At 58.8% G+C, this 20718-nt stretch carries 17 protein-coding genes; 11 read left to right on the forward strand and 6 right to left on the reverse strand.

Going from position 1 to position 20718, the window contains the following annotated elements; genetic code table 11:
* Positions 1 to 461: 461 nt before the first annotated feature.
* Positions 462 to 1214 (reverse strand): dienelactone hydrolase family protein, encoded by a 753-nt coding sequence (locus ACQ4N7_RS15455; protein WP_430712494.1) that lies wholly within the window; start codon positions 1212 to 1214, stop codon positions 462 to 464.
* A 352-nt stretch (positions 1215 to 1566) separates the two neighbouring features.
* On the opposite strand from ACQ4N7_RS15455, the gene ACQ4N7_RS15460 reads away from it, so the two are divergent.
* The 8 genes from ACQ4N7_RS15460 (at position 1567) to ACQ4N7_RS15495 (ending at position 11341) form a co-directional block, all read left to right on the forward strand.
* Positions 1567 to 2553, forward strand: a complete 987-nt coding sequence (locus tag ACQ4N7_RS15460; RefSeq protein ID WP_430712400.1) for a GntR family transcriptional regulator — start codon at positions 1567 to 1569, stop codon at positions 2551 to 2553.
* Between the two features lie 45 nt (positions 2554 to 2598).
* On the forward strand, positions 2599 to 3123 hold the full coding sequence (locus ACQ4N7_RS15465) for an HPP family protein (protein ID WP_430712401.1): 525 nt from the start codon (positions 2599 to 2601) through the stop codon (positions 3121 to 3123).
* Positions 3124 to 3481: 358 nt separating this feature from the next.
* Positions 3482 to 4723 carry a cation:proton antiporter gene (locus tag ACQ4N7_RS15470; RefSeq protein ID WP_430712402.1) on the forward strand — a complete coding sequence of 414 codons (1242 nt, stop codon included), beginning with the start codon at positions 3482 to 3484 and terminating at the stop codon, positions 4721 to 4723.
* 113 nt (positions 4724 to 4836) lie between these two features.
* Complete coding sequence (locus tag ACQ4N7_RS15475) at positions 4837 to 6120, forward strand: DUF389 domain-containing protein (protein ID WP_430712403.1); 1284 nt, start codon at positions 4837 to 4839, stop codon at positions 6118 to 6120.
* Between the two features lie 69 nt (positions 6121 to 6189).
* On the forward strand, positions 6190 to 7176 hold the full coding sequence (locus ACQ4N7_RS15480) for a mechanosensitive ion channel family protein (protein ID WP_430712404.1): 987 nt from the start codon (positions 6190 to 6192) through the stop codon (positions 7174 to 7176).
* A 21-nt stretch (positions 7177 to 7197) separates the two neighbouring features.
* Positions 7198 to 8556 (forward strand): DUF2254 domain-containing protein, encoded by a 1359-nt coding sequence (locus tag ACQ4N7_RS15485; RefSeq protein ID WP_430712405.1) that lies wholly within the window; start codon positions 7198 to 7200, stop codon positions 8554 to 8556.
* Between the two features lie 453 nt (positions 8557 to 9009).
* A complete protein-coding gene (locus ACQ4N7_RS15490) occupies positions 9010 to 9774 on the forward strand; it encodes a hypothetical protein (protein WP_430712406.1) in 765 nt (254 codons plus the stop codon).
* A gap of 136 nt (positions 9775 to 9910) precedes the next feature.
* The gene (locus ACQ4N7_RS15495) at positions 9911 to 11341 is read left to right on the forward strand and encodes an Nramp family divalent metal transporter (protein WP_430712407.1); all 1431 of its coding nucleotides are present in this window, start codon (positions 9911 to 9913) and stop codon (positions 11339 to 11341) included.
* A gap of 10 nt (positions 11342 to 11351) precedes the next feature.
* Here ACQ4N7_RS15495 and ACQ4N7_RS15500 read toward each other — a convergent pair whose 3' ends face one another.
* The 3 genes from ACQ4N7_RS15500 to rplI all read right to left on the reverse strand — a co-directional run bounded on the left by ACQ4N7_RS15500 (position 11352) and on the right by rplI (position 15725).
* Entirely contained in the window at positions 11352 to 12575 is a 1224-nt protein-coding gene (locus ACQ4N7_RS15500; RefSeq protein ID WP_430712408.1) for an FAD-dependent oxidoreductase, read from the reverse strand.
* 471 nt (positions 12576 to 13046) lie between these two features.
* Positions 13047 to 14990: a DNA primase gene (gene dnaG, locus ACQ4N7_RS15505; protein WP_430712409.1), complete on the reverse strand. Its 1944-nt coding sequence runs from the start codon at positions 14988 to 14990 to the stop codon at positions 13047 to 13049.
* 276 nt (positions 14991 to 15266) lie between these two features.
* Positions 15267 to 15725 carry a 50S ribosomal protein L9 gene (gene rplI / locus ACQ4N7_RS15510; RefSeq protein WP_430712410.1) on the reverse strand — a complete coding sequence of 153 codons (459 nt, stop codon included), beginning with the start codon at positions 15723 to 15725 and terminating at the stop codon, positions 15267 to 15269.
* Positions 15726 to 15815: 90 nt separating this feature from the next.
* On the opposite strand from rplI, the gene ACQ4N7_RS15515 reads away from it, so the two are divergent.
* On the forward strand, positions 15816 to 16055 hold the full coding sequence (locus tag ACQ4N7_RS15515) for a lipopolysaccharide assembly protein LapA domain-containing protein (RefSeq protein WP_430712411.1): 240 nt from the start codon (positions 15816 to 15818) through the stop codon (positions 16053 to 16055).
* Between the two features lie 48 nt (positions 16056 to 16103).
* On the opposite strand, the gene ctpC is transcribed toward ACQ4N7_RS15515, so the two are convergent.
* The gene (gene ctpC / locus ACQ4N7_RS15520) at positions 16104 to 17402 is read right to left on the reverse strand and encodes a carboxyl-terminal processing protease CtpC (RefSeq protein WP_430712412.1); all 1299 of its coding nucleotides are present in this window, start codon (positions 17400 to 17402) and stop codon (positions 16104 to 16106) included.
* Positions 17403 to 17817: 415 nt separating this feature from the next.
* On the opposite strand from ctpC, the gene nblR reads away from it, so the two are divergent.
* Together nblR and ACQ4N7_RS15530 are read left to right on the forward strand one after the other, a co-directional pair.
* A complete protein-coding gene (gene nblR / locus ACQ4N7_RS15525; protein WP_430712413.1) occupies positions 17818 to 18513 on the forward strand; it encodes a response regulator transcription factor NblR in 696 nt (231 codons plus the stop codon).
* Between the two features lie 160 nt (positions 18514 to 18673).
* On the forward strand, positions 18674 to 19261 hold the full coding sequence (locus ACQ4N7_RS15530; protein WP_430712414.1) for a DUF192 domain-containing protein: 588 nt from the start codon (positions 18674 to 18676) through the stop codon (positions 19259 to 19261).
* A gap of 93 nt (positions 19262 to 19354) precedes the next feature.
* On the opposite strand, the gene ACQ4N7_RS15535 is transcribed toward ACQ4N7_RS15530, so the two are convergent.
* The gene (locus ACQ4N7_RS15535) at positions 19355 to 20659 is read right to left on the reverse strand and encodes an ATP-dependent DNA helicase (RefSeq protein ID WP_430712415.1); all 1305 of its coding nucleotides are present in this window, start codon (positions 20657 to 20659) and stop codon (positions 19355 to 19357) included.
* Between the last annotated feature and the right edge of the window lie 59 nt (positions 20660 to 20718).

The raw sequence follows: 20718 nt of genomic DNA on the forward strand, positions 1-20718 counted from the left end.
TGTCCTTGAGGCTCGCTGCCGCACCTTGCTGTCAATGCAATCCGAGATTAAAGCCTTGACCAACTATCACTGGTGGCCCGCATGAAGAGCCCGATCCTTTCGGGGGTATGTTATCCGGATTTAGTATAAAACAACTAGAACCCAAGCTTCGCGGCTCTATTTTGGCAAAAATAGGGATTCTTAAGACCTGCCTTGAGACCCAGAAGATCTATCCGCCCGAAGAACTAGACATCAAAAAGCTCAAGGGAGAGCTGAAACAGTTTTCTAGAATTCGCGTCGGCAAGGTTCGCGTTATCTTTCAAATTAGAACAGACACGGATGAGATTTTTATTTATGACATCGCTTACAGAGGCAATAGTTACGAAAAATAAACCGCAGCCAGCTTCAGCCTGAGCCGCTGAAGGACAACCTCAGTCCGCTGATAGAGCAGCGCCAGGATTCTGTTACTGATGGTGTAGCAGCTATGGGTGAGCAGCAGGCAGCGTGCTCTTAAACAGTTCCAGCACCTGCTCCCAGGCGTCGCGGGCGGCCTCGGGGTTGTAGCTGGATCGCTGGTCGCAGAAAAAGCCGTGGCTGGCACCGGGGTAGCGGAAAATTTTGTGGGGAACGCCGTGCTCGCTCAGCGCCGCCTCAATCTGGTCGACCTCCTGGGCCGGAATCAGCCCGTCGTTTTCGCCAAAGAAGCCGTAGAGGGTGCCGATGATCTCAGGGGTGCGGCTGAGGGTGGGCTCGCCGCCGCCGGGGGTCAGGGTGGCAATGCCTGCACCGTAGAAAGAAGCGGTGGCCTTTACCTCCGGCAGGGTGGCGGCCAGGTAGGCGACGTGGCCGCCAAAGCAAAAGCCAATGCAGCCCACCCCGTCAGGGATCACGTTGCCCTGGCTGTAGAGGTAGGCGATCGCGCCCCGCACATCCATCAATAGCTCGTCTGCCTTGGTGCCCTGCTTGTACTGGCGGCCCAGGGCTAAGTCTTCTTCGCCATAGCCCACCTCAAAGCCGGGGGCCTGGCGGTGGTAGATGTGGGGCGCGATCGCCACGTAGCCCGCCCCAGCCATTCTCTCGGCCACCTCGCGAATGTGGCTGTTGACGCCAAATACTTCCTGAAGCACCACCACGGCTGCAAATCGGCCGGGGCGCGAGGGGGCGGCCAGGTAGGCCAAAATGTCGGTATCACCGCTAGAGATGGTGATGGTTTCGGTACGCACTAGAGATGTCATGGCCAGGCTGCCCATAGTCGTCACGTTTACTTTAGCGCTGGTGGGGGAGGCATTCTGCCTGGGCTGGTGGGGCCGCCGAGGCAGCGATTCCACCCAACGGGCTGTCCTGCCAAACGGGCTGTCTCGCAAATAGATACCTCCACGTCCGAATCCCCCAACCTGGATGAGGCGATCTACAATCGTCACAATATTAATTGTCAGCAAATTGTCAAAAATCATTGCGGCTGCCGCCGCGGAGGGGCCAGAACCCGGCGACTTTTCTAAAATTCGTCCTAAATTAGCAGTATGGCCGGTGTATATAGACTGAGATTATTGAAATCGTGTTGTCTAGCGACAGCCGGGAGGTAGTTTGGTGGTGCAGTTTCACATTCAGCCCGACAGCGAGATTCCGGCGTCAACCCAGCTTTACGACCAGATTTGGTTTGCGATCGCATCGCGACAGTACCCGCCCGGCTACCGCCTGCCCAGCACCCGTCAGCTGGCTATGCAGACGGGGCTGCACCGCAACACCATTAGCAAGGTCTACCGCCAGCTTGAAGACGCCGGCGTAGTCGAGGCCATGCCCGGCTCCGGCATCTACGTGCGCGAGCAAAACAGCACCGACAGCGCCCGGCCCCAAACGCTGCTGTGGGCCGAGTTTCCCCAGGCTCGCGACGTGGTTGAAACCGGGCTAGACGAGCTGCTGCGCCAGGGCTGCTCGCTCAACCAGGCGCGAGAATTATTTTTGGCCGAAATCGACTGGCGGCTGCGCTGTAGCGCTCGGGTGCTGGTCACCGCCCCCGGTCAAGACATCGGTGCCGGGCAGCTGATGGTGCGCGAGCTAGAGAGCGCGCTGCACATTCCGGTGCAGCTGGTGCCGCTGGAAGAACTCGACACCATTCTGGCCCAGACCCGCTCGGGCACGGTGGTCACCAGTCGCTACTTCATTAGCGAGGCGGAGGCGATCGCCGCACCCAAGTCGGTGCGGGTGATTCCGGTCGATATCTACGACTACAAAAAAGAGCTGGGCCTGCTGAAGGATCTGCCCAAGGGCACCTGTCTGGGCATGGTCAGCGTCAGCACCGGCATTTTGCGGGCGGCGGAGGTAATTAGCTACAGCCTGCGGGGCGACGAAATTTTGCTGATGTCGGCCCAAACCGACGACACCTACAAGCTCAACTCGGTCATCCACAGCGCCCAGACCATTGTGGTGTTTGACGAGGCCAGCCTGCCAGCGGTCAAAGAGGCGATCGCCGAAGCCCGCGAAGACCTGATTCGGCCGCCCAAGCTGGTGGTGTGCGACAACTACATTGGCGAAAAGTCGATCAACCTGCTCAAGCGCGAGCTGGGCCTTGACTAAACGATCGATGTGCGGAGCCTGCCGTCACCAGCCTGAAAAATAGCCATGAGCCAAGACCGCGAGAGCCTGAAGCCCATCAAGGGTGCCAATCGCGCCCTGCGCCGACGGCTCGACCTGAGGGGAGAATTTGCCCTGGCGATCGCCCCAACGGCGGTAGTTTTAGCGGTTTTGGCCCTGGTCGAGGCGCTCAGCCAGCAGCGGCTGCTGTTTGCATCGTTGGCCTCCAGCGCCTTTTTGATCTACCTTGACCCGCAGCACGGCACCAACTCGGTGCGCACCCTGCTGGTCTCGCAGCTGATGGCGGCGGGTCTGGGCTTTGTCACTTACACCATGCTGGGGTCTGGCTACCCGTCGGGCGGGCTGGCCATGGTGGCGACCATTGTGCTGATGATTGTGCTGGATGTGGTTCACCCGCCTGCGGTGGCGACGTCGCTGAGCTTTGCGCTGCGGAGCGGCAACCAGAGCAATCTGGTGCTGTTTGGCTTAGCGGTAGGCATTACCGCCACGCTGGTTTTGCTAGAGCGACTGTCGCTGTGGGTGCTGGCCCGCCACAGTCGCCAGCTCCGGTGAGGTGCTGACCGCAGGCAATCTCCCTCCTGCCAATCTCCCTCCTGCCAATCTCCCTCCTGCCAATCTCCCTCCTGCTAAGGGGATAGACGCATTCCCCTTGAAAGAGGCCACGCTTGAGTGAATGGCTCAAAATAGGCTCAGGCTAGCAGTGTCGGTCGTTGTCTTTTGATAGCTGAGCTGAAGTCAACCATCCCCGTTCAAACGCTTCGGCTCAAAATCCCATCCGGCAGAGGCAAAGGGTGCGTTACCCTTCCCAGACAGGCGTCTTAGACCAGCGCTCTCGACTGGACTGTAGCCAAATTCGCCCTAGCTCTCAAGCCTTTGGGGCGATCGCCCGTTGCTTAAATTCTTATCGCCCATGGACTATCTCAGTGCCAGTGAGATTGACATTGCCTTCCTTGCCGTGGGCCTTTTGGTGACGTCGTTAGGCCTGTTTTCGACCGTTCTCAAACAGCGACTGTACCTGACAGAACCGATTGTGGCCCTGGCCGTCGGGGTGCTGCTGAGCCCGGCGGTGCTCGGCTGGATCGATCTCGCCCACTGGGGTAACCCAGACGGCATTTTAGAACAGGGGGCACGGTTGGCGATCGCCATTCAGCTGATGGCTGTCGCCCTGCGCATTCCGCGCCGATACCCCTTTAAGCAATGGCGCACTCTGGCGATCTTGCTAGGACTGGTCATGCCCCTGATGTGGCTGACCAGCGGCCTACTGGTCTACTGGATCTTAGGAGTGCCGTTTGGAGTGGCCATGCTGATAGGGGCGGTTTTGACCCCCACCGACCCGGTTGTCTCTACGGCGGTCGTCACTGGCGTCATCGCTGAGCGGCATTTGCCCCCGCGCATTCGCCACGCCCTGGCTACTGAGTCGGCCATCAACGACGGCATGGCTCTGCCCTTTGTCATGCTGACGATTTTGCTGCTAAATCGCCCCCTGGGCGACGCCTTGAGCCACTGGGTTTTTACCACGCTGCTGTGGGAAGTTGGGGGTGCCGTTGTCATCGGTACCCTGCTGGGCTACGGAGCCGGTAAATTATTGGTTTGGTCAGAGGTCAAGGCTACCGCCGATAAGGCTTCTTTTTTGACCTTCACCCTGGGGCTGACGCTGCTGGTTTTAGCCGGAGTATCCCTGGCCGGGAGCAACGGCATCCTGGCCGTTTTTGCGGCTGGACTAGGGCTGGACTGGGCGGTGGGAGCCCAGGAGCGCGCCGAAGAAGAAAACGTTCAGGAAGTGATCGATCGCTTTTTTACCCTGTACATTTTTGTGCTGCTGGGGTTGTCTCTGCCCTGGCAAAGCTGGCTAGCCCTGGGCTGGCAAGGGGTTGGCCTCGCGATCGCCATCTTAGCGTTCCGACGGCTGCCAGCGGTGCTGCTGGTGCGTCCCCTGCTGGGCCAGCTGCAGCCGCTTCAGGATGCTCTTTTTGTGGGCTGGTTTGGGCCGCTGGGGGCCGCCGCTGTCTTCTACGCATTTGTGGCGCTTAAAGAAACTGGTCTAGAGCAAGCCTGGACCGTCGGCAGCCTAGTGGTTTGCCTGTCGATTTTGGTTCACGGCATCACGGCTGTTCCGCTGACTAAGCTCTACGGGCGTCAGCACAGTCAGTAGATTGCGCCGCAGCAAATATTTTTCCTGCAGGCCAGCCCCACAGGCGATGCCACACCAGCCACTCATCAGCAGGATGAAAACGTGATTGAGCTATTTCTAACCCAGTACCTACCATGCGCCAACTGCTAATTCAAGTGCCTAGCGGCTGCGGCAAAACCGTGCTGCAAAAGGCCCAGGCCTGCCAGGGCACTAACCTGGCCCAGTGGCAGACCATGGGCGATGCCCCTCAGGACATTGTGCTGGTGCATGTCTCCAATCAGCGGGTGGAGCCGCTACTGGGGGCGCTTCAAGACCTGCCTGACCTCAACGTTACCCTGTTGCCGCGGGGGGTCATGGCGCTGCACCCCCCCGCCGATCAGGCGGCGGAGCAGGTCACTCAGGTGGAGGAACGCAGCCCGATCGAGATTTTTCTGGCCGGGCTGCAGAGCGTGGGCTCGTGGAAAGGATTTTTGAGCTACGCCGCGATCGCGGGCGTGGTCGTCTGGATTGGACTATACACGAATACCAACTACCTGCTGGTAGCGGCCATGCTAATCGCCCCCTTCGCCGGACCCGCCATGAACACAGCGATCGCCTCGGCTCGGGGCGATCGCCACCTGGTTGGTCGCAGCGTGCTGCGCTACTTTGCCGCCCTGCTGGTCACCATTGTGGTGGCCGCCCTGCTCAGCCTGGTGTTTCAGCAGCAGATTGCCACCCCGCTGATGATCGAGAACAGCCAGATTTCGGCGGTGGCGGTGCTGCTGCCGCTGGCGGCGGGGGCAGCGGGGGCCGTCAACCTGGTGCAGTCGGAGCGCAGCAGTCTGGTGTCGGGCACGGCCACCGGCATGCTGGTGGCGGCCTCGCTGGCCCCCCCGGCGGGCATTATCGGCATGTCGATGGCCATTGGCCGCTGGGATATGGTCGTCAACGGGGTGTTTTTACTGCTGCTGCAGCTGGGCGGCATCAACCTGGCGGCGGCGATTTTGTTTCGCACCTTTGGGCTCTCCACCCAGGGCGCACGCTACCAGCGGGGCAAGCGCGGGGTGTTTCCGACGGCGCTGGGCATGAGTGCGATCGCGATCGCCGCCCTGCTTACCTGGCAGTTGACAAACCCACCTAGCTTGCAGCGCTCCAGTCGCGCCCAGCGGGCCAATGCCGAAGTGCAAACCGTCATTCAACAATTTCCCCAGGTCGAGCTAGTGGAGTCAACAGCGCGGTTTACTCGTGCCAACATTGCGGGCCAAAACACGCTGCTGTCGGAGATCTACGTGCAGCGCCAGTCCGGCAATCGTGATTCCGCCGAGACAATTCAGGCTGAGTTGACCCAGGCAATTCAGGCTCATCTGCTCGATCAGGGGTTTGATGTGACACCTCTGGTCAGCATCAACGTCTTAGAAGCGCCCCGTTCAGCCAATTAACCCGCTGTGGATAGAGGTCAAGCCCGTGATCTCTCTATAAGCTGGCGGAGAGACTAGTGATCAATTTTCATGAATTTAGACTACTCTGCCGTTTGGGAAAAAATTCAGTCGATGGCCAATGGTTTTTTGGCTCTGTTGCCCAATGTCGTCCTGGCTATCCTTGTTTTCTTAATTTTCTTCTTTGTTGCCAAAGGCATCCGCACAACGGTTAGACGACTAACTCAGCGGCAGCGGCGAACTCGCAATGTAGGCCTGGTTCTGGGGCGTTTGGCCCAGGGTACTACTGTTCTCATTGGTCTTTTTATCGCCCTATCAATTATTATTCCTTCCCTGAAAGCCGGAGACTTAGTTCAGCTCCTGGGCATTAGCGGAGTGGCTATTGGCTTCGCTTTTCGCGATATTTTGCAAAATTTTCTGGCCGGTATTTTAATTTTGCTGACCGAGCCATTTCAAATCGACGATCAAATTATTTTTAAAGACTTTGAAGGCACGGTTGAGAACATTGAAACCCGCGCCACTACCATTAGAACCTACGACGGTCGCCGGATTGTGATTCCCAATTCGGAGTTGTTTACCAACTCGGTGCTGGTCAACACAGCCTTTGAAAACCGCCGTCTGGAGTATGACGTCGGCATCGGCTACGGCGACGATATTGAAACCGCTAAAGATTTAATTTTAGAAGCCGTGCACGACACCGACGGCGTGCTGGCCCACCCCGCTCCCGACGTAATCGTGGTCGATTTGGCCGCCAGCACGGTCAACCTGCGCGCCCGCTGGTGGGTGCAGCCGCCCCGCCGAGCTGAGGTGCTCGACCTGCAAGACCAGGTGCTGATCAACATTAAAAATAAGCTGACGGCCAGCGGCATTGACATGCCCTTCCCCACCCAGCAAATTTTGTTCCACGACCAGACCGAGGAAACCGACGGCGATCGCACCCGTCAGCGCGAAGGCTGGCCCGCCGGTCGAGGCAAGGCCCCAAAGCCGCGCAGCATCGGCGGTTCGCTGCGCCAGCTGGCCCGCTCTACTCGCAACGGCCAAGCCGCTAAGGAGTCGTGATGGCTTGGCAACCAGGCTGCAATGAAACACCTTAAGCTCAGTAAATTTTGGGATAACCTGCGATCGAGCTACTGGTTTTTGCCGTCGCTGATGGCCGCTGGGGCGATCGCCCTGGCTTTTACCCTGCTGGCCATCGATCGCTCCAGCGCCATTGACATTAGCAACACCAGCGCCTTCGGCTGGATCTACCAGGGAGGGGCCGAGGGGGCACGGGCCGTGCTGTCGGTGATCGCGGGGTCAATGGTCACGGTGGCTGTCACCGCATTTTCGATTACCATCGTGGCGCTGCAGCTGGCCTCATCCCATTTTGGGCCGCGACTGCTGCGCAACTTCATGCAGGATCAGGGCAACCAGATCGTGCTGGGCACCTTTATTGCCACCTTTATCTATTGCCTGCTGGTGCTGCGCACTATTCGAGGCGAAGACTATCAGCTCTTTGTGCCCCACCTGTCGGTGACGGTGGGGGTTCTGCTAGCCATGATCAGTATTGCGGTGCTGATTTACTTTATTCACCACGCCTCCACCATCATTCAGGCGTCCCACGTAATTGTCGATGTCAGCCACGACCTAGAGCAGGTCACCGACCGCCTGTTTCCAGAAACCCTGGGCCGCAATTTCGACCAGCAGGACGAGGGGGCCAAGGATGTTCCGACCGATTTTGAAGCCGTGGCCTGCCCCGTGCGGTCTGAGCAAACCGGCTACATGCAGGCCATTGAGACCGAAACCCTGATGCAGGTGGCCTGCGCTGAAGACCTGGTGCTGCGAGTACAGGCCTTTCCGGGTGATTTTGTCATGACGAATAGCCCTCTGGTGATGGCCTATCCAGCCGATCGCATCACCCCGGCCACCGCAAAGCAAATTAATCGAGCCTTTGTCATGGGCCGCGAACTGACCAAGCAGCAGAATGTAGCCTTTCCGATCGAGCAGCTGGTCGAAATTGCCCTGCGGGCGCTGTCTCCCGCCGTCAATGACCCATTTACCGCCATTCGCTGTATCGATCGCCTGGCCGAGGGGCTGGCGCGGCTGGCCGGACGCGAGCTGCCGTCGCCCTACCGCTACGACCAGTCGCACACCCTGCGGGTGATTGCCGCTCCGGTCAAGTTTGAGACCCTGGCCGACACCGCCTTTAGCCAAATTCGTCAGTACGGCAGCGCCGACAGCGTGGTGATGGGTCGGCTGATCGCGGCGATCGCGGCGATCGCCCCGTTTACCCACCACTTCAAACAGCGCTATGTGCTGCAGCAGCATCTTGAGGCCATCTGGCAGAGCAGCCAGCAAAACCTCAATCACCAACAAGACATAGAAACCGTAGAAAAGCAGTACCAAACAGCCCTGGCGGCCCTGCAACAGCCCCGGTCAACCGCCAAAACTATTCTGTAGATTTCAATTGGTCAGTCCCGATTGGGCCTGACATTTTTCTACGGCCAGAACGTCATTGTTGGGCTTGAGTTGAGTTAGCAACGACAATACAGATGCACGTTTTTCTATCTAAAGACAGACCCCATTCCTACCTTTTTGACGGACGGCATATACCCCTATATTCAACTATAACGGTGTTGAACTAAAAGAGTGATTAGGCGATAGCAGTAACGTATCGACTATCGACACAAGCAGTGAATGCAATGCGCTAAAAACTCTGCCTCTAAAATCGCCAACAAGGTATTTTACAGGGCAACTTTTCAGCGATAGTCGTGTTGAAATTTGGAGTAGACAATTATGGTTCGGCCAACTAGCAAAGAAATTGGTTTCGGTAACGACAAGCCATCCAATGGTTCTTTTAAAAAGCAGAGATTTGTTCGGAGCACCCTTGCTCTCGGTCTAATTGCTGGACTGATGGGTGCCTGTGCCGAAAATGCCCCCCAAACCGAAACCTCTGACGGCACAACCAATGTGCAAACCGAGGAAATCACCGAAAATACCGAAGGCTACATCGGTCAAACCGTCACCGTCAGGAGTGAGCCGGTTGAGAAAGTAGGCGATAACTCCTTCACCGTCAGCGATGAGCAGTTCTTTGGCAGTGAGCCCATCCTGGTCATCAACGCCTCAGGCGAGCCCCTGCTGCTGCCAGAAGACGACGTTGAAGTGCAGGTCACTGGGGAAGTGCGTAACTTCGTAATTGCAGATGTCGAACGAGAGTTTGATCTAACCCTGGATCCTGCCCTTTACACAGAGTACGAAGAGCAACCTGCCATCATTGCCGAATCAATTGCGCTGGCTCCTGAACCGGGCGAAATCACCAGCGATCCTGAGCAATACTACGGCGAAACGCTAGCCGTAACTGGCGAAGTGGAAGATATCCAGAGTGGGGCCGCCTTCACACTGGATGAAGATCAGCTCTTAGGTGCGGAAGACTTGCTGGTCATCTACGCCACACCTAGAGACGGGGCTGACCAGCCTGCGGCCGAGCTACCTACGATCGCAGACGGTGAAGAAGTAGCCGTCACCGGCACGCTGCGTCCTTTTGTGGTCACCGACTTTGAGCGCGACTACGACCTGGGCTGGGATCTAGAACTGCAGGAACAGCTAGAAGCTGAATACAGCAACAAGCCGGTTCTGGTAGCCACAGGCATCTATCCTTCGGCCATTCCCGAAGACTAGCGGCAGACCGCAGCACTTCAGCCAGCTTAAGCAAGATGCGATGGTCTCTGGCTGTCACCCAGTCTGAGTCCGTCGCATTTTTTCTGCCCTATCCATTATCGATTCCCCAAGAGCACCCCCAAGAGCAACATTTAAAATGAGTGGTTCTCAACCTTTGCGATCGCCTGACCAGACCAGCACCACCCCCACCAGCGCCAGCCAGACCAGCGCTGATCAGTCGCAAAACATACCTCAGCCGCCGGAGGGCAAAGACTGGCTCAAATGGCTTGGCCCCAGCTTCATCTGGATGCTGTCGGCAGCGGGTTCAGGAGAACTGCTCTTTACCCCACGCATTGCGGCTCTCTACGGCTACGCTCTGCTGTGGGCACTGGTAGCAGCGGTCGTGCTCAAATGGTTTATCAACCGCGAAATTGGGCGGTTTACCGTCTGCACCGGCATCACTATTTTAGAAGGCTTTAAGCGACTGCCCGGCCCTAAAAACTGGGCTATTTGGCTCATTCTGGTGCCCCAATTTGTGGTGGCTATTTCAACCGTAGCGGGCATGGCGGGCGCGGCAGCCACGGCCCTAATTTTAGGTACCGGCGGCACCGTTCAAATGTGGACGGTAATTATTATTCTGGTTACGGCTGCGATTGTATTTTTGGGGCAGTACGACGGCGTTGAAACCGTATCGTCTTACATTGGCATTGGCCGCACGCTGGCCGTTGTGGCAGCCGCTATTTTTGTCTTCCCCAATCTGGGCAGTCTCAGCAGCGGGCTAGTGCCGCAGATTCCCACTGATGTGAAGTACCAGGAAGTGCTGCCCTGGCTGGGGTTTATGTTAGCTGGGGCCGCCGGGCTGATGTGGTACTCCTACTGGGTAGGGGCCAGGGGCTACGGCGCTGCCACCGCCCAGCGAGAAACCCCGGTATACTTTGATCAAATCGACGACGACCAGCGGCGGCGGCTGCGGGGCTGGCTCAAGCTCATGACGTTTTCCAACACGCTGGCCGTGATTGGGGCCCTGCTGGCCGCGCTGGCCTTCTTAATTTTAGGGGCCGAGCTGCTACAGCCCCAGGGGCTAGTACCTCAGGAAAACCAGGTTGCCGAAACCCTGGGCAGCCTGCTGGGCGACCTGTGGGGACCGTTTGGCTTTTGGTTTATGGTGGCGATTGTCTTTGTCACCTTTTGCAGCACAGCGATGTCGGTGCAGGATGGCTTTGGCCGCATGTTTGCCGATGGCACCCAGATTCTGGTGCAGGGGTTTGGCGGCGGTGGCCGCTGGACGAACGAAAATTTTCTGCGCAAGTTCTACATTGTGACGCTGCTGGCCGGTCTCCCCATTGCCGTTTACCTGCGGTTTGGCGAACCCGTCGCGTTGCTTAAAACGGCGGGTGGCATCGAAGCAGCCCACATTCCCATCGTGACGGGGCTTACTCTCTATCTCAACCACCGCATGCTGCCCGACGGCCTTAAACCCTCAGCGTTTACCTTTTGGGCAACGGTGCTGGCAGGCGGCTTCTTTGCGGTCTTTGCCTCGATCTATCTGCTTCAGCTCGTCGGTGTAATCAGCAGCGGCGGTGCCTAGGGGAGTTTCCTTAAACCTCCAGCTGCACCGGGGTGATGCCCTCGCGCAGGGGCTGCTGCTGCTGGGTCCAGACCCGCTGCACCAGAGGGCCAACCAGGGGCGCAAACGCACTCAGCCCCTGGCGCAAAACCCCAAACCGGCGCAGCAGTTCTCCCCGACTGGCTTCGTGGGCCTGTAGTTTTTGGGCCTGAACAATTTCAGGCTCGCGCTCGGCCTGGATGCGGGCCAGGGCGCGATCGATCGCCGCTGTAGCCGAATCTTCAGACTGCTGTAGCACGGGCACCAGGTGGTTGACGGCAGCGATCACGTCGCGCAGGGCCAGGTTGATGCCCTGGGCGCGCACGGGCGACATGGGGTGGGCGGCATCGCCCAGCAGCAGCAGACCGGGGCAGTACCAGCGATCGCAGCGACCCACCAACACCGAAAGCCGCAGGGGCGATGAAATCTGATCCCCTACGGCCCGAAAATGCTCAACCAGCTCCGGCGGCACCAGGGCGGCAAAGGTGGTGGCCCAGTCTTTTTGCTCGGTGGGTTCATCTGGCGAGATGGCCCAGGCCAGATGCAGCTTACCTTCCTCTGCGCCGTGGAAGAGGCTGAATACTCGCCCGCCCTTGACTACAGTACAAAAGCGATTGTCGGCCTCATAGCTGGGGGGCGCAGGCAGCTTAAACCACAGCACGTCAATACTCTTGGGCTGGGTTGTTAGGGTGAGCCCGGCTTTTTGGCGAATCGCGGAGGCGCGACCGTCCGCCCCAATCACCAGGTCAGCCTTGAGGGTGCGACCGTCGGTGAGGTGAATTCCTGCGACGCGGTTATCGTCTTGGCAGGCTTCGCGATCGCTCTGCCACAGCAGCTCTTTCACGGCCGTTCCGGCTATCCACTCAAAGTTGGGTTGGTGCTGGGCGGCTTGCACCAGGGCTTCTAGCAGCGGCGGTTGAGAAACCAGGGTGCAGGGACGGGCTGAACCGAAGGGCTCGTCGGCGCGGAAGAGGCGGCGATCGCTGAGCCAAAATTCCCAGGCGCTCAGGGGGCGGTGGGGGACGTTTTGCAGCAGGGCATCTAGCCCCATCTGGTGCAGGGCGTCGAGGCCGCTGGGCATTAGCGCTTCGCCGCGAAACTGGCGCTTAAAGTCGCGGGCGGCTTCGATCAGGGTGACGGGGACGCCGCGCTGGGCTAGCAGCAGGGCCAGGGTGGCCCCGGTGGGGCCAGCGCCAACGATAACCACTTTGGGCATGGGTGTGCTTTTGTCAGAAACTTCGTTCAGGATAGCGCTCGGTAGGGTGGGCAATGCTCACCCTCAACTTGGGCAGAAAATCGTAGGGTGCACTCGCGAAGCAGTGCACCACTTCATGGCTGTAGATCGTAGGGTAGGCATTGCCCACCCTTACCTAGACAAAAGTAAAGGCGATCGCGGCGCACAATTGAGGTTAAAGCCAAATCTGCTGCTGGGGCCATTTCGCTGGCCCCAGACCCCCGTCGAGCAGGACGTTCCGTCGTCCTGCACCTCACGGAAAGGAGCGATCGAGCATCGGTTTAAACCTCTGTGCTGCAAATTGGGCTTTTGGCAACTGTAAACCCTGGGGTTTGGGGCATGTTTCTGCCTGTTTCAACACCGCCTGTCGGGGCAAACGGTCGTTTGCCCTGAACCATCTCATACCTCAAACCAGCAACACCCAAAATCCAAAATCGCAAATCTAAAATCGCCCTACCGATCGAGGGAGTCGTACTGCTCACCAACCCAGGGCATGGTGGCCAGGTCTTCGAAGGTGACCTGGCGATCTTTTTCGAGGGCTTCGATGCGGCGCTTTTCGGCGTAGATCTGGCGCTGGTATTCGGCAAGCTGGTCGGGGGCGGTGGTGCAGTCGGTCTTTTCCCAGAGGGCGAGAAAGTGGCGGTAGCGCTTTTCGCAGAGGTTCTTTTCCATACAGGCGGCGGCGGCGCGGATAATCAGCGGGGCGCGGAGCACGTCGCGCTTGGTCTTTTCGCTCAGGTGCATGAGGGTTTGTAGGGGCGTTGTCGCCAGGCCAGAGTCGGCCAGCTGGTTGCGCAGCAGGCCGACTAAATCGACGCGGGGGCCTTCGTTTTCGGTCAGCAGCCGCTGCATCTGCCGCCACAGGGCGCGGTGGTGGGAGTAGCTAAACTGCAGGTCGCGGTCTTCAAGCACCTGGCGAATTTCGTCGCGGTGGTCGGCGGCGTGTAGAAAAATTCGCAGCAGGGAGGCTTCGGCCTGCTCTAGGGAACTGGCGCTGGGGGTGGTTGCCGGAGCCAATCGCTGGGGAGCGTCTGAGGAGGTGGTGCGGCGCTGGCGACGCACCTGGGTGACCAGGTTTTCGGCTAGCAGCGGCACCAGGCGGCTGTCGCCGTTGCTGAAAATTTCGGCGCAGTAGCGCACGTAGTGGGTACGGGTGTCGGCGTTGGCAATGTCGCTGAGCAGCTTGACCACCGCCTGGCTGGTCTGCTGAAACTGGTCGGCCTGGCGCAGGTCTTTGCCGCTGATCAGGTTGTGAATTTGCCAGTCAATCCAGAGGGGGGCGGCCTCGATCAGGGCGCGATAGTCGGCGGCGCTGTGCTGCCGCAAAAACTCATCGGGGTCTTTGCCGTCGGGAATGTTCAGCACCCGCAGCTGCACGTCGCCCCGGTAGGCCATCTCTTCGACTTCGCCGATCGCCCGCTGGGCAGCTTTTACTCCGGCGGCATCGGCATCGAAGTTGAGCAAAATCTGCTTCGATTCGGTGTAGCGCAGCAGCTGACGCACCTGAGCAGCGTTCAGGGCCGTACCCAGAGCGGCGACGGCGTTTTCTAAACCAGCGGCGTGGAGAGCAATTACGTCGAAGTAGCCTTCGACCACAATTGCCCGGTCGTCTTTGGCGATCGCCGCTCGGGCCAGGTCCAGCCCGTAGAGGGTTTTGCCCTTGTCGAACAGCTCGGTGTCGGGAGAGTTGAGGTACTTGGGCTTTTCGTCGCCCAGAGCGCGGCCGCCAAAGCCAATCACCCGGCTCTGCCCGTCGCGAATGGGAATCATCAGGCGATCGCGAAACCTGTCGTAAAACCCATCGCCCTTTTGCCGAGGCACAATCAGCCCCGCCTGCTCGACCAGACCCACCGGGTAATGCTTTTGCTCGACCAGGTAGCCGTAGAGGGTCTGCCACCCCCCCGGCGCAAACCCCAGCTGAAACTGCTGAATGGTGGCGTCGCTCAGCCCGCGCTCGTACAGGTAGGCCAGGGCCGGGGCTCCGTCGATCTGCTGCAGGGCGTGCTCGTAGAATTTTGCCGTCAGCGCCAGAATTTCGTAGAGCTGCTCCCGCAGGGTGAGCTGCCGCTGCAGTTCCTGGCGCTTAGCGGGCTCTAGCGTTGTCACCGGCACCTGGTAGCGCTGAGCCAGATCGAGCACCACATCAGCAAACGAGCGCTTGTTCAGCTCCATCAAAAACTTAAAGGCGTTGCCCCCCGCCCCGCAGGAAAAGCAGTAGTAAAACTGCTTGCTGGGGCTGACGCTAAAGCTGGGCGACTTGTCTTCGTGGAAGGGGCACAGGCCGACAAAATCTTTGCCCTGCTTCTTGAGCACCACGTGTTGGGAGACCACATCGACAATATCGGCGCGATCGCGCACCGCTTCAATCGTGTCGGGATGGAGTCGAGGGGTATCCATGGTGCTGGGGGCGCTAGGGCTGAACCTTTTGATCGGATAAAGCGCTAGATGTTGGGGATGGGTTGATTGTAGTCGATCTGGGGGGAGGGGAGTGGGTGGGTAGATGGGTAGGCGAGTGGACGGGTAATGGGGTGGGGTAGATGAGGGGGTGAGGAGGTATAGAGGCGGGGGGATTGATTAAAGCTGAAAACCTCTGAGGCAGGTGCCCTGGCGTAGGGCCTGCCTCAGAGGTTTTCAGCGAGAATAGATGGGTAGCGAGACGCTAGGGCTAGAGACCTACTCGGCAATCACGCGCAGGTTCACCATGGCGGTCACTTCGGGGTGCAGCTTCACCTCGGCCTGGTACTCGCCCAGCTTGTTGATGTCGGGCACCGAAATATCGCGGCGATCGACTTCTTTGCCCGACAGCGACTTGATCACATCGGCCACGTCGGCAGAGGTGACGGTACCAAAAATGGCCTCGTTCTCGCCCACCGGCTTTTGAATGGTGAACATACCGATGGTGTCGAGGGCTGTCTTGGTGGCTTCAGCCTCCTGCTTAATCTCGAGCAGCCGCTGCTTTTGCGCCTCGCGCCGACGCTCTACCTGCTTCAGCACACCGGGGGTGGTGCGCACTGCCTTCCCGTTGGGGATAAGATAATTACGTGCGTAGCCAGGAGCCACCTCTACCAGGTCGCCGTTATAGCCCAGCTTGCGAATATCTTCTGTGAGAACTACCTGTACCCGTTTTGCCATGATTTTTCTCGTATAGCCCAGTTGACTATACTACCCAACGCCCTTGGGTCTTGGCAACCCTGATCACCCCGCGCCCAGCGAGACTGTTCCATGATTCGACTTTTACTGGCTCTAGTGCCCGCTATCTGGATAGTTGCGATCGCCATCATCGCCGTTCAAAATGCCACCTCCGTCTCCTTTCGGCTGCTCAATCTGCAGTCGATAGAGATGCCCTTTGGGGTGCTGCTGGCCTTTTGCGTCGCGGCCGGTATGCTGCTGGCGGCCCTGGTGCTGCTGGTGCTGGGGGGCAACCCGCTGCGAGCCAGCCAAAAACGAAGGCCCGAGCCGTAGCTCAGACCTTCGCAGATGATTTTGACTGATTATTGACCGACAGTTCGGCTAGTTGCCTGGGGCAGTCGTGACATTGTCGCCAGCGCGGGCCTCCTGAATTTCGGTGCCCAGCGCCCGCAAAGCCTCAGCAAACTGAGGATCGGCTTCGGTACCGATCGCCTCCCGATTAGTCGAGAGTTCTTCCTGCTGCTCTTCAGTTAGCTCAACCGAAATATCGGGATCAATACCGTGCTTGTTGATGTCGGTGCCGTTGGGGGTGAGGTACTTAGCTACCGTAATGGCGACCCCAGACCCATCGCCCAGGCTGCGCACCGACTGCACCAGCCCCTTACCAAAGGTGCGCGTGCCCACCAGCAGAGCTCGCTCGTTGTCGCGTAGCGCCCCCGACAAAATTTCGCTGGCGCTGGCCGATCCACCGTCAACCATGACCACCAGTGGCTTATCGGTGAGCGCACGACTGTTGGCAGTCTCTTCGTCCACCACGCCCTGACGGTTTACCGTTGAGACAATGGTGCCGCCGTCGAGCCACATGCGAGCAATGTCGATGCTGGAGTACAGCAGTCCACCGGGGTTAGAGCGCAGATCGAGAATGTAGCCCGTTACCCCCTGGCTTTCGAGATCTTCAATGGCTTCGCTCATTTCTTCGGCGGCGTTGGCGCTGAACTGGGTCAGGCGAATGTAGCCCACCTCTCCCTCGGGGCCAGCCTGAACGTTGTAGCGCACCGGATGAATCTCAATACGGGCGCGGACAAGAGGTACCTCTAACTCTTGCTCACCCCGACGAATGGTGAGGGTTACCTCCGAGCCAACAGTGCCGCGAATCCGGCTGACAGCGTCGTTGAGCTCCATGCCCTCAGTCGATTCGCCGTCAATGGCCAAAATTACGTCTTGGGGGCGAATACCCGCATCGAAGGCGGGGGTATCTTCGATGGGCGCGACCACGACGATGTCTTTGGTCTCCTCATCCTGGGAAATTTGAATACCAACCCCGGTCAGTTCGCCGGAGGTGTCAATCTGCATGCTGCGAAACTCTTCTGGATCCATGAAGCGAGTATAGGGATCTTCGAGCTTCTCCAGCATCTCGCGAATAGCGCCGTAAGCCTCTTCCTGGCTAGTGTAGTTACGCCCCAGGTAGTCGGTACGCACCGCATCCCAGTCGACCTGATTGAACGTGGCATCGACAAAGTTGCGATCAATCAGCTGCCAAACTTGATCAATCAATTCTTTGGGGCTTTCTTCAAAGAAGGCCTTGCTCTGGGACAGGTGAATCCCGGCGCCAGTTACAGTTACCGCAGCCACCGCGACAGCGGTTGCACCCAGGATTAGTCCGCGCTTTGCAAGTGTCATGTGATATAGGTTCTAGCAGCAAATTATGCCCAATCTAACACACCAAACTGAGATGCAAAGGGAAGATTTCGTGAGGGATTTTGTCTGTGTTAACAACAGTAACAATAGACACACGGCCTGTTTACCCTAGGGCAAAATGCGCCTCCAAAAGACCTGCTTTCAGTTAGAAACATCGGCCTATTGTGGCGCGCTCTGGCACACCTTGGGGCACGTGATGGTTGGGGCCTAAACGCTTGAGAAACTGGCTTCGTCATGGCTGAGCCAGTCAGCAGCCAGTCGCCCACAGTAGGTGACAGCCCCCAGGGCCGAATCTGGCCGGGTGTCACGCTATAATCGCCTTACTTTGTCGAGCGGGTCGGCAATCTAAACTCTGCGAACCGTTGCACGAATCGCTTTAGGACGCTGAGACACCTCTATGGGCACAAGTACTACCGACAAAGGCACCTATATTCTACTGATTGGCACCAATGAAGGCCAAACTCGCCAGATGGAGTTTGACCTGCAGGAGGCCGGATACCATCCGGTGGTGGCCAGTAGTGCGAAAGCTGGCCTCGCCCTGGCCACCGAGAGCACCCCGGCCCTGGTGGTAGTCGATCGCCTGCTGGGGGGCGAGTCGGGGCTGGTGCTGTGCCAGACCCTGCGCAGCCAGGGCATCAAAGCGCCGATTGTGCTGCTGATGGCCAAAGAGAGCCTCGAAGATCGGGTGGCCTGCCTGGAGTGCGGGGCCGACGACTACTTTCTCAAGCCCTACCGGGCCGATGCGTTCTTAAGAATGGTGCAGCTCTACCTGCAGTCTACTCCCGGCGACAGCGAAAACCTGCGCTTTGGCGACCTGACGCTGGATGTAGAGAACCGCCATGCCCTGCGGGGCGATCGCCTGATCGAGCTAACCATGAAAGAGTTTGAGCTGCTGAAATACCTGATGGAGCACCCCCGCGAGGTGCTGCCCCGCGAGCAAATTCTCGAAAACGTGTGGGGCTACGACTTTGTCGGCGAGTCAAACGTGATCGAAGTGTATGTGCGCTACCTGCGCCTCAAAATTGATGGCGAAGACGACAAGCGGCTGATTCAGACGGTGCGGGGGGTGGGGTATGTGCTGCGGGAGAGTTAGTGGGTAGGTGTGAATGGGTGGATGGGGGATGGTCCCTGAGCGAAGTCGAAGGGGTGGATGGGTGCATGGGTGGATGGGTAAGGAAAACATCCGCCTAGCGAGCGACTAGAATAGTATCGCTCTGGCTGTGTATTCGCCGTTGATTTCTCTTGGTTTCTCTATGGCCTATCGTTTTGCTGGTTTGGTGGCTCTACATCGGTCTTCTCGCATCAAGCCAGGCGTGATGTGGAGCCTGGTGCTAAGCGCCCTGGTGCTGGGGACCGGATGCGGGCCAGCGCCTTCGACTACGGCTCCGGCCTCTCCCGCTGAAACTACCTCCTCTACGCCCACCACGACCGAGGTTCCTATGGCTGATCCTCGCGGCCAGCAGCTCGCCGTCACGGCGGTGACAACCCTGGGCGGTGAAGACATTTTTCTGGAAGTGGCTACTACCCCTCAGCAGCAGGCGATGGGGCTGATGTACCGCGGCGCTCTGCCCGGCGATCGCGGCATGCTGTTTCCCATGGGGCGGCCTCGTCCGGTCAGCTTTTGGATGAAAAACGTGCCCGTAGCGCTAGATATGGTGTTTGTGTACCAGGGGCAAATCGTGGGTTTGGCGGAGGCTCCTCCCTGCACCGCTGACCCCTGCCCTACCTATGGCCCCGGCCGTCAACTCGTCGATCATGTGATTGAGCTACGGGCCGGGCGCGCCGCTGAGCTGGGCCTAGCCGTGGGGGATGAGGTGGTAATTCGGGATTTGGGGGAGTAGGGTAGGTGAGTGGATGGGTAGGTGGGTAGATGGGTAGTGGGTAGGGTGCATCCGCGCAGCGATGCACCGTCTACAGGGCATCTTTTAGGGCAATCACTGGTACAAAAACAGCCGCTTAGCGGCACGGGTGAAGGCGACGTAGCAGAGCTGGTTGCGCTCAATTACGTTGCGGTTGGCCGCCATCGAGGGCACATCCACAAACACGTCCTGAAAGGTGGATCCCTGGCTTTTGTGGATGGTGAGGCTGTAGGCGTAGTCAACGGTGTGGAAGCGCTGCTGCAAGTCCCAAAATTCCATCCAGCGCTTTTCTTTGGCTAAAAAGTCGAGCCTGGCTTTGAACTCGGCCTGGCCCGACTCGTGCAGCACCCGCAGCGCTTTAAAGTCTCCCGCCTCAGTTTCGACTTCCAAAATCCACAGGGGCCACTCGCCTTCGCGACCTCGGGCAATGTGGATCACCTCGCACTCGGCAGAGGTGGGTAATACGATAGTCTCTTCCTGAAGGCAGGGGTTGACGGCGATTAGCCGCTCGCCCGGCACAAAGCGGCTGGCATTGGGGCCGTAGATGGCGCTGCGAATGATGTGGTTGAGCTGGGCGACGCGGCGATTGGTGTAGGCCAGCGCCCGCACCTGATCGGGGTTTTGCTGGTAGGCGGGGCTCGTAAAAGCGCGAATTAGCAGGTCGTGCCAGGCGCGGCGGGGCAGCACAAAGCAGCCTTCGGTCTTGTCAGCGTTGGTGTCGCTGGTAAAGCGGGGCAGCGAGTCGCGCTCCAGGTGGCGGCGAATGTCTTCGGCAATCACCGCGATCGCGCCGCCGTAGCGCACCACCTCGGTGAGCTGCGATTTGTGAATAATCTGGCGAAAGCAGGCCGACTCGGGCTCATTCACCGGGGGCAGCTGAGCCGGGTCGCCCACAAACAAAATTTGGGTGCCCCGGTACAAATTCGACACGGCATTGATTAGCAGCTCCCACAGCTCCTGGTTGATCATCGAACACTCATCGACAATCACCAGCCGGTAGCGATCGATCTGGCTGGCCTGCTGGCGATCGATGGCAAACACCTGCTTGCCGTTTTCTTCGTCGATCACCGGGCGCAGGCCCAGCAGTTTGCAGCAGGTCATAGCGTCGATATCGAGCCGCCACTGAGCCGCCATCGTCGCCAGTACCTTGGTGGCCTTGTTGCTAAAGGCGCTCAGCACAATGGGGCGATCGTCGCCGCGATCGCGCAGCCCGTTCACAAACACCTGCAGCAGCGTGGTTTTGCCCGTGCCCGCGTAGCCCGTCAGCAGGTAGAGCTTTTCGGTGCCCTGCACAAAGGCATTTAGCGCCGCCAACGCTGCCTGTTGTTCGGCGGTCAGGGCCATGCCAGAGGCAATCGATTTAGGCTGAGGTGGGGCCATGGACGCGGAACAGGTGTTCTATTCCAGAGTAGCCTGATTCATTCCCTTACCGAAGTCGC

Source organism: Nodosilinea sp. AN01ver1, from assembly GCF_050565655.1.
In the GTDB taxonomy this organism is placed as follows: domain Bacteria; phylum Cyanobacteriota; class Cyanobacteriia; order Phormidesmidales; family Phormidesmidaceae; genus Nodosilinea.

Excerpts from the sequence above, each read along its gene's own strand:
- ACQ4N7_RS15485 (WP_430712405.1), top strand. The coding sequence starts at position 7,198 with ATGAAACACCTTAAGCTCAGTAAATTTTGGGATAACCTGCGATCGAGC.
- ACQ4N7_RS15480 (WP_430712404.1), top strand. The coding sequence starts at position 6,190 with ATGAATTTAGACTACTCTGCCGTTTGGGAAAAAATTCAGTCGATGGCC.
- ACQ4N7_RS15495 (WP_430712407.1), top strand. The coding sequence starts at position 9,911 with ATGAGTGGTTCTCAACCTTTGCGATCGCCTGACCAGACCAGCACCACC.
- ACQ4N7_RS15490 (WP_430712406.1), top strand. The coding sequence starts at position 9,010 with ATGGGTGCCTGTGCCGAAAATGCCCCCCAAACCGAAACCTCTGACGGC.
- ACQ4N7_RS15500 (WP_430712408.1), bottom strand. The coding sequence starts at position 12,575 with ATGCCCAAAGTGGTTATCGTTGGCGCTGGCCCCACCGGGGCCACCCTG.
- ctpC (WP_430712412.1), bottom strand. The coding sequence starts at position 17,402 with ATGACACTTGCAAAGCGCGGACTAATCCTGGGTGCAACCGCTGTCGCG.
- dnaG (WP_430712409.1), bottom strand. The coding sequence starts at position 14,990 with ATGGATACCCCTCGACTCCATCCCGACACGATTGAAGCGGTGCGCGAT.
- ACQ4N7_RS15470 (WP_430712402.1), top strand. The coding sequence starts at position 3,482 with ATGGACTATCTCAGTGCCAGTGAGATTGACATTGCCTTCCTTGCCGTG.
- ACQ4N7_RS15455 (WP_430712494.1), bottom strand. The coding sequence starts at position 1,214 with ATGACATCTCTAGTGCGTACCGAAACCATCACCATCTCTAGCGGTGAT.
- ACQ4N7_RS15465 (WP_430712401.1), top strand. The coding sequence starts at position 2,599 with ATGAGCCAAGACCGCGAGAGCCTGAAGCCCATCAAGGGTGCCAATCGC.
- rplI (WP_430712410.1), bottom strand. The coding sequence starts at position 15,725 with ATGGCAAAACGGGTACAGGTAGTTCTCACAGAAGATATTCGCAAGCTG.
- ACQ4N7_RS15475 (WP_430712403.1), top strand. The coding sequence starts at position 4,837 with ATGCGCCAACTGCTAATTCAAGTGCCTAGCGGCTGCGGCAAAACCGTG.
- ACQ4N7_RS15515 (WP_430712411.1), top strand. The coding sequence starts at position 15,816 with ATGATTCGACTTTTACTGGCTCTAGTGCCCGCTATCTGGATAGTTGCG.
- ACQ4N7_RS15535 (WP_430712415.1), bottom strand. The coding sequence starts at position 20,659 with ATGGCCCCACCTCAGCCTAAATCGATTGCCTCTGGCATGGCCCTGACC.
- nblR (WP_430712413.1), top strand. The coding sequence starts at position 17,818 with ATGGGCACAAGTACTACCGACAAAGGCACCTATATTCTACTGATTGGC.
- ACQ4N7_RS15530 (WP_430712414.1), top strand. The coding sequence starts at position 18,674 with ATGGCCTATCGTTTTGCTGGTTTGGTGGCTCTACATCGGTCTTCTCGC.